Raw genomic sequence first — 12745 nt, 5'->3', positions numbered from 1 at the left:
GATTAGTATTTTACTATATCGAATTGGTCTATTTATTTACTAACATTTAGCTGCAAAAAATAGTATTTGGTCAAAATTACCACTCGTAGACGGAGAGTAACGCAGTAGTCCAAGTGTAGTTTGATATTGTCAGCCACTTTGCTATGGTAGTAGGTGTTCGCAAAACAACCAAAGGAGATTAGTTATGGCGAAGAAAAGCGATGTTAAAGCGCTTAAAAAAGAGCTGAAAGCGCGTAAAGCAAAGATTGAAAAGCATGAAGCAAAAATCAAAAAGCTGAAAAAAGCGATTAAAAAGGCTTAAAAGCCAATTAGCCCTAACGTAAAGGGTATAAGTAAACGAGCGGTAAATATACCGCTCTTTTTGCGATTAAATCGAAAGATGACTATATAGTAACCAAGTTCCCACACAGATTAAGGTCACCCCACCAAAGGTTTCAGCTCGACTACCAAGAAACTTTCCAGCCGAATGCCCAATCATCACACCAATTGTTACCATCATGGTGGTGGCAAGGCCAATGAGCGCAGCGGCGAGCCATATATTTACATCAACAAATGCGAGACTGACACCGACAGCCATTGCATCAATGCTAGTGCCAAACGCTGTGATGATGGTTTTTAACCAAGGCTGCTTTGCGTGTTGCGTTGGTGCATCGTCATCACCCTTAAGACTCTCATAAATCATATGAGCACCAAGTCCTAACAGTAAGATAAAGGCAATCCAGTGATCCCAAGCTTCGACATAGCCTGCAGCAGATTGCCCTATTAACCAACCAATTAGCGGCGTACCGGCTTCAATAACGCCAAAAATGAGGCCGATTTTTATGGCTTCGGTAAGCCGAGGTGATTTTAGGCTGGCGCCTTTACCAATTGCCGCGGCAAACGCATCGGTAGACATGGCGTATGCTAACAGTAACAGGGTGACGAAATTCATTACATTGCTCCGGTCGGGCTATTTGAGTCCACGATATATCCACACGCCCGACCACAGGCATGGGTATATCGATGGTCTCGCCAACCGAGAGGTGTCCGCACCATGGCATTTTGGCCAATTATGTTGATACGAACTCTTCCGAGTATTGGAAGCAGGCTACTCCCCAACGAGCTTTGATAATATCAAGAATCGTTCTAAATAGAAATCTAAGTTTATAACTAGCTCTACACGATATGGTGCATGAGTTGGCTCCATTTTTAGTTATTTATCTTACAGTAAGACACTAAAGCAGCTCCCTTTTCCTACTTCAGAGGTCGCGCTGATCCGCCCTTTGTGGCGATGGATAATTTGTTGGCTGAGTGCAAGTCCAATTCCTGAGCCATGAGGTTTTGTGGTAAAAAATGGTACGAATATTTTCTCAAGTGCGCTGGGCTCTATTCCTTCCCCGTTATCAGCAACTTTGATCTCACATTTGCCGTAGCGATTAATCGTTGCTGATATAGTCACTATTTTTTCTTGGCTGTTATGTTTCATGGCATCTTTGGCGTTATTTAGTAGATTGAGCAGCACTTGCTCTATCATCTTTCTATCAACATTAATGCTCAGCGCAGCGGGCGTCACGTCAAAGTGTAGAGTGATATCGGCGTCACTAAAGTCGCTTTTTATCAGTGGTGTAATGTCGTCAAATAAAGTCTGTACCGCAAGCGGTTGGAGGACAAGTTCAGGAATATGTGTGAGCTTTCTGTAGTTATCAATAAAGCCAAGTAAAGATTGGCTTCTAATACCAATCGCTTGCAGGCTTTGTAGGTAGTCGTCAACAAGTTCTTGGTCTGTCACCGCTTCGGCTAATTGGCTATTGGTGATATTAACGAGCGTATTTGAGAGCGAATAAATCGGTGCGACGGAGTTTCCTATTTCATGGATAAGCACGCGGATCAGCTTTTGCCAAGACTCGATTTGGGTACTCTCTAGCTGCTCTGAAATCGCGGTGAAAAGCCAAAGTTGGTACTGATTACCTTGATTGGAAAACGTAAAATATTTAAATAGTAAGTCTTTGGCGATGTGGCTACCTACTTTGGCTTGTTCAAGCTCTGGGTGTGCTGCAAGTAATGAGTGTCCAGACTCTGCGCCGCGAATATCCAACAATTGCTTTGCGCTGTTATTACAAATCAAAATGGTGTGGCCATTTTTGATAAGGATCAGACCTGCTTCTATGTGTTGTAGCATGGTTTCGTAAGTGGTGACGAGCTCTGCCTGCTTGGTTTTATCTTGCTGAGCTTTCTGAATAAGCTCGTTACAGGTTGTAAGTGCTTGCTTACTTATTGGGTGCTTATTATCAATTCTAAAGCTGCCATCTTGATACTTGAGCGCAGTAAACACCTCTTCGAATTGTTGTTTTTGTTTTTTCAGTGTGGCAATAGACAGCACTGTGAATAGCACTGCAATCGCAATGGATAACCCACTAAACAAAAAGACGTAGCTGTGGAGAAAGCCCAATACACCAAGCGTGGCGAATACAATGGCCGCGAGTTGAAAAATGGCCATACGAGCGAGGCTATTATTCCACATCATACTTCTCCATTTTACGGTACAGTGACGCTCGGGTGATCCCAAGCGCTTTAGCTGCATGGCTGATATTCCCTTTAAAGTCACGGACCGCCCGCTCTATGGTGTGCTGCTCTATTTTTGCGAGGTTATAGGTGTCAATAAAGCCCGCACTCTCCTCAGAGCTTGCCGCTGGACTGGCGAGCTGAAACTGCAATTGGGTTGAGTCAGATAAAATAACTGCGCGTTCAACCAAGTGTTGTAATTCTCGGATGTTACCGGGCCATTGATACTTGACTAAATCAGCCATCATTTTGTCGCTGACCGTTTTGCACTGTAGCTTGTACTTTTTGCTGTATAGATCAGCGTAAAACTCAATAAGTAGTGGAATATCTTGAGGTCTATCTCGTAGTGCTGGAAGTGTGATCTCTACGGTATTAATGCGGTATAACAAGTCCTGACGAAAACTGCCTTCGCGCACCATGTCATACAAATTCATATTGGTTGCGGTGATAAGGCGAAGATCAACCTCTATTTGTTTGCTGCCACCTACTGGCGTAACCACTCGATTTTGAATAGCTGTAAGTAACTTCCCCTGTAACTCGAGCGGAATATTGGCTATTTCATCCAAAAATAAAGTACCGGATTCCGCAAGTTCAAAGCGACCAGGCTTATTGGCTTTCGCATCTGTAAATGCGCCTTTCATATGGCCGAACAATTCACTTTCGAACAAAGAGCTGGCTATCGTGCCCATATCGACAGACATGAAGGTATTGTCTTTTCGTAAAGACTGTTTATGTAGCTCTCTGGCAACGACTTCTTTACCAGTGCCGCTTTCGCCTAAGATTAAGACGTTGGCGTCGGTTTTAGCGGCCTTTTCTATGGTTTGAAAAACTTGCTCCATTGCTGGACTCGATGCAATTAAATGCTCGAATGGTTTGTTTTGCGCTGCCATTGAGATTTGTGCGATTTGCGTAAGTTTCTTGGACTTTTTCCGTTGTTCACTCAACTCGATGCAGTTGGCAACCGTTGCGAGTAGCTTTTCATTTTGCCAAGGCTTGAGGACAAAATCGTTGGCGCCAAGTTTGATGGCATCCACCGCCATCGTTAGGTCGCCATAGGCGGTGAAGAGTACAACCACGGCATCTTCATCCAAGGCTTTTATTTGTTTTAGCCAGTAGAATCCTTCGGCGCCGGAGGTTGATTCTCGAGTAAAGTTCATGTCGAGCAATATCAGTGCAAAGTCCTGTTCCGACATTGTTTTAGCGATATCGTGGGGGTTCTCTAGCGTCACCACTGTTTTGTAATATTGTTTGAGCAACATTCTCGTGGCGACGAGAATTTCGCTGTTGTCATCGACAACTAAAATTGCCTTATCGCTGATAGTCATTACATTTCCTTCCCTCATCAAACTGTACGATATCGTACACTAGGTGTTTAATTTTTTTACACTCTTTTGTTCCATTATTCTATAGAATTATTTTATGTTTTTGATTTTTATTTGTTTTTTAGTTTGGCATGCAATTTGAGTTATTAGGCTAACCTAAACGCAAGAGAGTGACAAAATGGATAGAAAAATCACATCGAACAAAAGATTTCAGCTGTGGTGGCTGGCGCTACCTGTCATCGTGGTAGCGTATTTTGCATTTGATAGTGCCGCGAGTAGCAGCGGGGATCGTGTTAATTTGGCGGTGGATAAAGTCAAGATAAGCACAGTGACAAAGGGTGAGTTTCATGATCTTATTCCGCTTAGAGGCAGCATCATGCCGAGTAAGTCTGTGTATCTAGATGCCATCGAAGGTGGGCGAGTCGAAGCGCGCTTCGTCGAAGAAGGTGCGATGGTTAAAAAGGGTGACAAACTGCTCGCACTGAGCAACACCAGCTTACAGCTGGATGTGATCTCCCGAGAGGCGCAGATCTCAGAGCAGCTAAATAACCTACATAATACCCGCTTAGCGATAGATCAAAACCGTTTAAACTTAAAACGAAACCTATTAGAGCTAGATTTTCAGGTAAGTCAAAGTGAGCGAAAGCTTGCACAGTTCAAGCGCCTTGGTAGTGGTAATTTAGTTTCAAAAGATGAGCTACAAGCGGCCGAAGATGAAACTGAGTATCTAAAAAACCGCCGCAAGTTAATTATTGAGCAGCAGCAACAAGATGAAAAAATCCGTACGGCACAAATTGCACAGCTAGAAGATAGCGTCGAGCAGCTCAATAAAAACTTGAGCTTTGCGCGTAAAAATCTTGAAAATCTAATTATCAAAGCGCCTATGGATGGTCAATTGACTGCGCTAGACGCAGAATTAGGTGCGTCAAAGGCGAGAGGATCACGTTTAGGGCAAGTGGATATTGTGTCTGAATATAAAGTGTCGGCCCAAATTGATGAGTTTTACCTAGGCCGCGTGTATGCAGGACAAACCGCAAGGTTAACGCTGCAAAGAAAGCCTTATGAGCTAACGCTCGCAAAGGTCTATGCCGAAGTGTCAAATGGTCGCTTTGAAGTGGATTTAACTTTTAATGCTGCGCTGCCCAGCGACATTCGTAGAGGTCAAAGTTTGCAGTTGGAGTTGTTATTAGCAGATGCGAAAGCCGCGACTTTAATACCAAATGGTGGATTTTATCAAGATACCGGCGGCAAGTGGGTATTTGTACTAGAGCAGGGCAGCCAAGTGGCGGTGAAGAAATCGGTGACGTTTGGCGAGCGTAACAACAAATATATTGAAGTACTTGATGGGTTGACGGTCGGCGACCGAGTGATCACCTCAAGTTACAGCAGCTTTAAAGACATGCGGTCGGTCAGTTTGACTCGTTAAGAAAATTAAAAGGCAAAAGAATATGTTAAATCTAACTAAAATAAATAAAGTTTTTCGTACTGAGCTGGTTGAGACTTACGCCCTTGAGGATGTCACGGTGACTGTAGAGCGTGGCGAGTTCGTTGCTATCATGGGGCAGTCGGGTTCCGGTAAGTCTACCTTACTCAATATCATCGGCATGCTAGACCATATTGATGGTGGCGAGTATGTTTTTGATGGCAAAAACATCAGCCATTTAAGTGAAGGTCAGCTTGCAGATATTCGTAAAGACAATATTGGCTTTATCTTTCAAAGTTTTAACCTTATTGATGAGCTCACTGTGTATGAGAACGTTGAGCTTCCGCTTATTTATCAGGGTATCGCTAAAGCCGAGCGAGCACAGCGTGTGACAGCCGTGCTTGAAAAAGTGAATATTGCGCATCGCAAAGATCATTACCCACAGCAGCTTTCAGGTGGTCAACAGCAAAGGGTTGCAGTTGGGCGTGCTATTGTTGCAAAGCCAAAAATGATTCTAGCGGATGAGCCAACCGGTAATCTTGACTCAAAAAATGGTGAAGAAGTCATGGGGCTGTTAGCACAGCTTAATCAAGAAGGGGTAACGATAGTCATGGTGACACACTCAGATCACCATGCAAATTACGCGCATCGCACGATCCATGTTTTGGATGGCCATATTGTTTCGAGTCAAATGCAGGAGGTTCGTTGTGCTTAAAAATTACTTGTTAATCGCGTATCGCAGCTTACTGCAACAAAAGCTCTACTCAACAATCAATATTTTGGGTTTGGCGATTGGTTTAGCTATTTGTATCAGTATGGCCATCTTTGTTGAGTCTGAGTTGGGTTATGACAAGTTTATTAAGGGTCACGAGCAAATCTATCGCTCGTCTGTAAAATGGATGCCGCCAAGTGCGCCTGAACAATACTATGCGCAAGGGCAAGTATTTAACGCTGAAAACTATCAAGCACATTTTGAAGAAGTGATTGATGCTACTCGCTTTCGGGAAGTGAGTGTCGCGCTTGGACACGGCAAGGAAAGTTTTCTTCATGATGGTGTATTCCTCGCTGATCCCAACTTTGTCGATTTTTTCTCCTTAGGTGTAATTGACGGAGAGCGTCAGTCGGCACTTGAGGCTCCCAACACCATTGTTTTAACTCAAGCAGCTGCAATGCTCTATTTTGGTCGCACGAATGTTGTTGGAGAATCTTTACTTGGTGCAGGAAAACTACCGTTGAAGGTAAGCGCCGTGATAAAAGACTTGCCACTGCGCACCCATTTAAACGTTTTTGCGCTCATCAGTATGGCAACGGCCACCACTTATTATGGTGATAACAGCTGGCAGCGTGACCCAAGCTTTAACTATTTCACTTACGTTAAATTAGCGGATGGGGTAACCGGTGAAGATGTTGAAGCAAAAATTCCAAGTTATTTAGAAAATCATTATGGTCCGGGAACTAGCGACACTCTTGGCTTTGAATTAATGCCTGTCACCGATATTTACCTTCACTCACATCAGTATGGTGAAATGAAAGAAAATGGTGATATCAATACCGTTTATTCGTTTAGTGTTATTTCAGCGCTTATTCTTTTTATTGCGTGTGTTAACTTTATGAACTTGTCGACTGCCACAGCAACCAAGCGCGCAAAGGAAGTGGGAGTACGCAAGACGTTAGGTGCTAAACAGCAGCATTTAGTTGTGCAGTTTGTGGTTGAGGCGATGATGTTGAGTTATATCGCGTTGATCATTGCTGTAGCGCTGGTTGAGGCTGGTTTGCCTTTGTTTGCGAGCTTTATCGGCAAGCCGCTCAGTTTTGACTTCTATTCAGAGCCGTTAGTGTTGACTACGCTGTTGCTGTTGGGGTTATTCGTTGGCTTAATCTCAGGCGCATACCCTGCCTTTTATCTAAGTCGCTTTAAACCTGCTAAAGTGCTTAAAGGGGAAGTGACACAGGGTAAATCTGGCGCGCTGCTGCGTAAAGGGTTGGTGGTATTTCAATTTAGTGTCGCCGTGGTGCTTATTATCGCCACCACGGTATCTAATCAGCAACTAAAGTACGCCAGAGCTATAGAGCTCGGTTATGACAAAGACAATACTTTTGTGCTGAGCCGTCTTTATACAGACATCGCCAGTCAACAGCGTAGCGCATTAAAAACACAACTGCTCTCTCACCCAAATATTGTCAGCGTGACAGCAAGTTCAGCAGTACCAACAGAGACCATTGTCGATGCTTTTGGGATGGTTAATCCAAAAACACAATTGTCACAAACCATGCCGACATTGGCAGTAGATGAAGATTATTTTAGCAGCTACAACATTAAGTTACTGAGTGGCCGAGGGTTTAGTCGCGATTTTCCCGCAGATAAGTTTGCGATGCCGAATGCGGCTGAGCCAAATCCGCGTTTTTCGGTTGTGATTAATGAAAAGGCGGCGCAGAGTTTAGGATTTAGTGCTGATGAAGCAGTTGGTAAAACATTTGAAGTGCGATTAACTCGTCATTCAAGTGCTATGGCGACTATCATTGGGGTGACGCAAAACTACTATTTTTCTTCACTTAAAACAGAGATAAGCCCAACGTATCACTTGCTAAGAGAGAATGAAGGCAATTCGATGGCGATTAAATTTAAAGGTGATACAGCGCAAACTCGCGACTTTATAGAGGCCACTTGGCGCAAGCTAGTACCAGAACAAGAAATGGAACTGACTTATCTACAAACTAAATTTGAGCAGATGTATCGCCAAGAAGACAAAGAAATCATTGTGTTTAATCTGTTCTCTATGCTGGCGATTTTCATTGCGTGTTTAGGCTTATTTGGTCTTGCCTCTTTTACCACAAAAAGGCGCACCAAAGAGATTGGGGTGCGTAAAGTGCTTGGTGCTTCGGTGATGGATATCGTGATATTGATCAACAAGGAATTCTCAAAGCAAGTGCTGATCGCAAACCTGATAGCGTGGCCGCTTGCGTACTTTGTGATGCTGCAGTGGCTAAACAACTTTGTCTATCGTATTGACCTTTCAATCGTGCCATTTTTGATTGCAGCAAGTTTAGCGTTTGCAATTGCTTGGCTAACGGTCGGCTCGTTGACGCTAGTTGCCGCACAAGCGCGGCCTGTAAAATCATTAAGATATGAGTAGTTGTAACAAAGCAGGCCTCACAATGAGGCCTGAACTGAGATAAGTTAAGCGCCAGGACCACACTCCAAGCAGTGCTTGATAATATCTGGGCCAAACTTCAAGTTTGCATTTAGATTTCGCAGTGCCGTTCTTAGACCTTCTTCTATCACTGGGTGGTAGAAAGGCATGTCGAGCATTTGCGGCACGGTCATCTTGTTTTGTAGCGCCCAAGCAAGTAAATGCGCCATATGCTCAGCAGCTGGGCCGACAAATTCGGCACCTAAGAATAATCCGGTGCCTTGCTCAGCGTAGACTCGCATATGGCCTTTATTTTTTAACATCACGCGGCTGCGGCCTTGGTTTTCAAAGCTTACCTCTCCGATGGCAAAACAGCCGCAATTGCCATATTGCTTTTCCAGCTCTTTATAACTTGCTCCAACCATAGCAATTTGTGGGTCGCTAAATACCGCCGCAAGCTTTGCACGGCGCAGTCCCACTCTCACATCAGGGAAGCGACCGGCATTTTCACCTGCAATCGTGCCTTGATCTGCGGCTTCATGTAGAAGCGGGATCTGGTTGCTGGCATCACCTGCAATAAAAATCGGGGCGTTACCTGAGCCATCAAGACATTGCATGGTATGTGGGTCGGCTAGCGGTACGCCTCGGTCATCAAGCTCAAGCGTGGTATTTTCTAGCCCTAAGTTGTCAACATTGGGCACACGACCTGTGGCTGCCAACACATAGTCAAACTGCTCGGTTTGCGGTTTCCCTTGTTTGTCAATGTAGGTAAGCTCGGCTTTGTCACCGACCTGTTTCATATCTGATACTTTGGCATCTGTGTCGAGGTAAAACTCATCGCTAAACACAGTGGTGGCATAGTCTTTGACGATTGGATCGGTTAGTGGTCCAAGGCCACCGCCGACACCAAATACTTTGACCTTTACGCCAAGTCGGTGTAGCGCTTGACCTAGTTCTAAGCCAATTACGCCGGGGCCAAATACGGCCACTGAGTCGGGTAAATCGTCCCAGTCAAAAACGTTATCGTTAATGACTAAGCGGTTGCCAAAATTATTAAAGACACTGGGGTAGCTAGGTCTTGAACCTGTAGCGATAACAAAACGTTTGGCTGTGATCTGGGTGTGGTCGTCCAACTGCACCGTATGGCTGTTGATAAATTTTGCACTGCCGCGTAGTTTATCCTGCAGAGGTAATTCGTCGACCGCTTCGACGACAAAGCCAACGAAGCGATCTCGCTCATGTTTTACTCTCGCCATAACCGCTTTACCGTCAATTTCAGCGGGTTTTACATTAATACCAAATTTAGGTGCGACTTCAATTTGATGTGCGGCTTCAGCTGCGGCAATCAGTAACTTGCTCGGCATGCAGCCAACCCGTGCGCACGTTGTGCCGTATACGCCAGACTCAATCATCAGTACTTCTGAGGTATATTTTTTGGCATTTCTATAGGCGCTGAGACCCGCTGTTCCCGCACCAATCACGACTACGTCGGTGTTTATCTTTTTCATTTTTTGCTCCGAAATCAGAAAGTGTGATACCAATTTACTTAATTAAGAGGTCTATTTGAGGCGAGAAAATCTTGTCGATAACCAGGCAAAAATTTTGCTATTTAGTTGTTCTAAATGAGAAATTTTTAACACAGTTAGCGTCAGATTTGCTCCTTCAAATTGAGCAAGTATTAAGATAAATTGGTATACTCCCCCCATGACAGCGTCACTAGCCATTGTGTTGTGTTGAGGGGGAACATTTTGACTTGGTGAGCAAATTCACCAAGTCATGTTGTGGGGGATGAATGATTAAGCGAAATATTCAGCTAAATCGTCTGAGCCACCGATGTGTTTACCACCGATAAATACTTGCGGCACGGTTTCGCGACCAGACAGCGCTTTAAGACTGGTTAGCGATGCTTGTTGACCAAGTACCAGCTCTTCATATGCCAGTCCTTTTTCTTTTAGCAAGGCTTTGGCTTTTTCACAGAATGGACAGCCAATCTTGCTAATTATGGTAACCGGCTCAGGTTTGATTTGGCGCGGGTTAATGTACTCCAACATAGTATCTGCGTCTGATATTTCAAACGGGTCGCCAGGCTTTTCTGGTTCGATAAACATTTTGTCAATCACACCATCTTTTACCAGCATTGAATAACGCCAGCTGCGTTTGCCAAAACCTAAATCGTTTTTATCAACTAACATGCCCATGCCGTCAGTGAATTCGCCGTTACCGTCAGGTAGTAGTGTAATATTCTGCGCTTCTTGGTACTGTGCCCATGCGTTCATTACAAACGTATCATTAACGGATAAACACACGATTTCGTCGACACCATTTTGTTTAAATACGCTAGCAAGCTCGTTATAGCGCGGTAAGTGTGTTGACGAACAAGTTGGTGTAAAGGCACCAGGTAAAGAAAATACAACCACAGTTTTGCCTTTAAAAATTTCATCGGTGGTGACGTGCTTCCACTCTTCATTTTCTCTAATTGGGAATGTAACCTGTGGTACGCGTTGACCTTCAATATTCTTTAACATTTTGCTTTCCTTCTTAAGTTGATGTAGCCATTATGCCGCGCGCATTTTGATTTGTATAATTGATAGTTAAGATTAAAGTGTTCAATAAAATAGATTGGTTGCAACTTCTAGTATTTGTATTTTTTAACCTAGCCAATGCCGCTAAGTTGAGGTTAGTCAATTTTTACGGGAACAGGGAATAATTAGATGAAAGCAAACTTTGAATTAATGGCGGATTACAATCGCTGGATGAACGAAAGATTATATGAAGCTGTTTCGGGATTGAGCGTCACGGAATTACACCAAGATCGAGGGGCTTTTTTTGGCTCCATCATGGGATCGTTAAACCATATTCTTGTTGCCGATATTATTTGGCTTAAGCGCTATACAGAGCATAGCCATCATGTTGAAGCACTGAATGCTGTAGCAACGATGCCGCTGCCGACAAAACTTGATGCGATGTTGTATGAAGATTTTGCAGCGTTGAGACAGGCAAGGGCGGAAATGGATAAGGTGATTATTGAGTTTGCGAATGAAGTCACTGAGGAGGCACTTGCAGCCGATTTACACTACAAAAACACACAAGGTCAAACCTTTTCTCGCAAGTTTGGTTTTTTAGTGCATCATTTATTTAATCATCAGACGCACCATAGAGGGCAAATAACGACATTACTCAGCCAGATTGGTATTGATATGGGAGAAACCGATCTATTAGCTCGGATCCCCACATCATTTGGTTAGCGCTTTGGCTGGTTTTACCGCTTCAGTTATGTCTAGTGTTATCAGCAATGAGAAGGGTTATAAAGCTAGACATTAGCTCTACAGGTCTATTCAAAACCGTGTTCGGTAAAGCCTGCTAATAAGAATTTCACTCGCTCACTTTCACAATAACTCTGAATAGAGCTCCTCTAGCCATTCATGAAGGTCCTCTATGGAGTCAAAATCTTCGTCTGTTAGTTCTTCATACTCTGTTAGTGAAATAAGATTTAAGTCTATAGCCTCCCGAAGTTGGGCTCTGACTTTAATCAAGTCATAAGGGTAGTCTTCTCCAATGCCGACAGCTCTTCTCAAAATACTGGGGTCATAGCTTTCGACATGACAATAAGTTTTTAAAATGGTTCTTAAAGGATCTTCAAGTTTATTCATCGTATATTTACTTCTTTAGTTCAGGATATAATGTGTGCAATTTAATGTTACCATCTTCTATTAGATATATAGCTTTGGCGTTTCCGTTTGAAAAATCTGTAACCTCGTATCCAGTGGGGTTTTTCTTGGAACCTAGTCTAGTTATTCCCCGTACAGCACTTCTGTAGTTAGAGCCAAAAATATCTTCAAGTGGTATTTGTATCTCAACAAATGGTTCTTTATTAACTTTTGCTTTCTTTGTCAATAAATTAAATGATTTAGTGCTTTTAATATAACTATCGGCACGAATGAGTGCTTCGTCTGAAGAAAATGCTGAGGCGCTCCTTCCTACTCTGTGCAGTGCTGGAGACCCATCTGGATTCTTTCGGTAAGCATCATATATAGTGCCAGAGGCAGGATCTTTACCTCGTAGAGCTCTGTCTACTAATTGTTTTTTCGTGACTCTATTTGGTCCTCCATGCCTTACAGATGCATGTCCCTCCGTATCAAGACGCTTTATTTGTTCAGAAACCAACTGACTATTAACTGTCCCAGGCAACTCATTCCCTTTTGGTGGTTCCAACTCATCGGCTTTGGCTTTGGTGGGCTTGTCGGTAACGCCTCTAATGTAAGCGTCGCCTGAACCCCACCTAGCTACTGAATACGCTCAGCCTATAAAGTACAGCTCTGACCTCAATT

11 protein-coding genes and 1 riboswitch are annotated in these 12745 nt (G+C 43.6%); of the genes, 4 read left to right on the top strand and 7 right to left on the bottom strand.

Annotation, left to right across the window (positions count from 1 at the left end; all coding sequences use genetic code 11):
* Positions 1-367: 367 nt before the first annotated feature.
* From CKO50_RS07350 to CKO50_RS07340, 3 genes are all read right to left on the bottom strand, one after another.
* Complete coding sequence (locus CKO50_RS07350; RefSeq protein WP_095727617.1) at positions 368-931, bottom strand: manganese efflux pump MntP family protein; 564 nt, start codon at positions 929-931, stop codon at positions 368-370.
* Positions 932-974: 43 nt separating this feature from the next.
* Positions 975-1108, bottom strand: a riboswitch (yybP-ykoY riboswitch).
* 93 nt (positions 1109-1201) lie between these two features.
* Complete coding sequence (locus CKO50_RS07345; protein ID WP_255229457.1) at positions 1202-2503, bottom strand: PAS domain-containing sensor histidine kinase; 1302 nt, start codon at positions 2501-2503, stop codon at positions 1202-1204.
* Complete coding sequence (locus CKO50_RS07340; protein WP_095727615.1) at positions 2490-3866, bottom strand: sigma-54 dependent transcriptional regulator; 1377 nt, start codon at positions 3864-3866, stop codon at positions 2490-2492. Before CKO50_RS07340 ends, CKO50_RS07345 begins: the two co-directional genes overlap by 14 nt.
* A 175-nt stretch (positions 3867-4041) precedes the next feature.
* Between CKO50_RS07340 and CKO50_RS07335 the strand changes: the two genes are divergently transcribed.
* Genes CKO50_RS07335 through CKO50_RS07325 form a run of 3 tightly spaced genes read left to right on the top strand, consistent with a single transcriptional unit; the run spans position 4042 to position 8420 of the window.
* Positions 4042-5289, top strand: a complete 1248-nt coding sequence (locus tag CKO50_RS07335; protein ID WP_095727614.1) for an efflux RND transporter periplasmic adaptor subunit — start codon at positions 4042-4044, stop codon at positions 5287-5289.
* A 22-nt stretch (positions 5290-5311) separates the two neighbouring features.
* Positions 5312-6001 (top strand): ABC transporter ATP-binding protein, encoded by a 690-nt coding sequence (locus tag CKO50_RS07330; RefSeq protein WP_095727613.1) that lies wholly within the window; start codon positions 5312-5314, stop codon positions 5999-6001.
* On the top strand, positions 5994-8420 hold the full coding sequence (locus CKO50_RS07325) for an ABC transporter permease (RefSeq protein WP_095727612.1): 2427 nt from the start codon (positions 5994-5996) through the stop codon (positions 8418-8420). Before CKO50_RS07330 ends, CKO50_RS07325 begins: the two co-directional genes overlap by 8 nt.
* Before the next feature lie 44 nt (positions 8421-8464).
* On the opposite strand, the gene CKO50_RS07320 is transcribed toward CKO50_RS07325, so the two are convergent.
* Both CKO50_RS07320 and CKO50_RS07315 read right to left on the bottom strand, forming a co-directional pair.
* Entirely contained in the window at positions 8465-9925 is a 1461-nt protein-coding gene (locus tag CKO50_RS07320; RefSeq protein WP_095727611.1) for a dihydrolipoyl dehydrogenase, read from the bottom strand.
* A 288-nt stretch (positions 9926-10213) separates the two neighbouring features.
* Positions 10214-10942 carry a glutathione peroxidase gene (locus tag CKO50_RS07315; protein ID WP_095727610.1) on the bottom strand — a complete coding sequence of 243 codons (729 nt, stop codon included), beginning with the start codon at positions 10940-10942 and terminating at the stop codon, positions 10214-10216.
* A gap of 186 nt (positions 10943-11128) precedes the next feature.
* On the opposite strand from CKO50_RS07315, the gene CKO50_RS07310 reads away from it, so the two are divergent.
* Positions 11129-11662 (top strand): DinB family protein, encoded by a 534-nt coding sequence (locus tag CKO50_RS07310; protein WP_095727609.1) that lies wholly within the window; start codon positions 11129-11131, stop codon positions 11660-11662.
* 141 nt (positions 11663-11803) lie between these two features.
* On the opposite strand, the gene CKO50_RS07305 is transcribed toward CKO50_RS07310, so the two are convergent.
* Both CKO50_RS07305 and CKO50_RS07300 read right to left on the bottom strand, forming a co-directional pair.
* Positions 11804-12067 carry a hypothetical protein gene (locus CKO50_RS07305; RefSeq protein ID WP_095727608.1) on the bottom strand — a complete coding sequence of 88 codons (264 nt, stop codon included), beginning with the start codon at positions 12065-12067 and terminating at the stop codon, positions 11804-11806.
* A 7-nt stretch (positions 12068-12074) separates the two neighbouring features.
* On the bottom strand, positions 12075-12629 hold the full coding sequence (locus tag CKO50_RS07300; RefSeq protein ID WP_141240128.1) for a hypothetical protein: 555 nt from the start codon (positions 12627-12629) through the stop codon (positions 12075-12077).
* Positions 12630-12745 lie beyond the last annotated feature (116 nt).

Origin of the sequence: Pseudoalteromonas sp. HM-SA03, from assembly GCF_002289345.1 — a bacterium.
In the GTDB taxonomy this organism is placed as follows: domain Bacteria; phylum Pseudomonadota; class Gammaproteobacteria; order Enterobacterales; family Alteromonadaceae; genus Pseudoalteromonas.
Note: the sequence above shows the minus strand (reverse complement) of the source record. Positions and strands in the feature narration are given on the sequence as shown.

Bases quoted from the DNA above. Each gene is read 5' to 3' on its own strand.
- CKO50_RS07330 (WP_095727613.1), top strand. From the start codon at position 5,312: ATGTTAAATCTAACTAAAATAAATAAAGTTTTTCGTACTGAGCTGGTT.
- CKO50_RS07340 (WP_095727615.1), bottom strand. From the start codon at position 3,866: ATGACTATCAGCGATAAGGCAATTTTAGTTGTCGATGACAACAGCGAA.
- CKO50_RS07335 (WP_095727614.1), top strand. From the start codon at position 4,042: ATGGATAGAAAAATCACATCGAACAAAAGATTTCAGCTGTGGTGGCTG.
- CKO50_RS07305 (WP_095727608.1), bottom strand. From the start codon at position 12,067: ATGAATAAACTTGAAGATCCTTTAAGAACCATTTTAAAAACTTATTGT.
- CKO50_RS07350 (WP_095727617.1), bottom strand. From the start codon at position 931: ATGAATTTCGTCACCCTGTTACTGTTAGCATACGCCATGTCTACCGAT.
- CKO50_RS07345 (WP_255229457.1), bottom strand. From the start codon at position 2,503: ATGATGTGGAATAATAGCCTCGCTCGTATGGCCATTTTTCAACTCGCG.
- CKO50_RS07320 (WP_095727611.1), bottom strand. From the start codon at position 9,925: ATGAAAAAGATAAACACCGACGTAGTCGTGATTGGTGCGGGAACAGCG.
- CKO50_RS07315 (WP_095727610.1), bottom strand. From the start codon at position 10,942: ATGTTAAAGAATATTGAAGGTCAACGCGTACCACAGGTTACATTCCCA.
- CKO50_RS07310 (WP_095727609.1), top strand. From the start codon at position 11,129: ATGAAAGCAAACTTTGAATTAATGGCGGATTACAATCGCTGGATGAAC.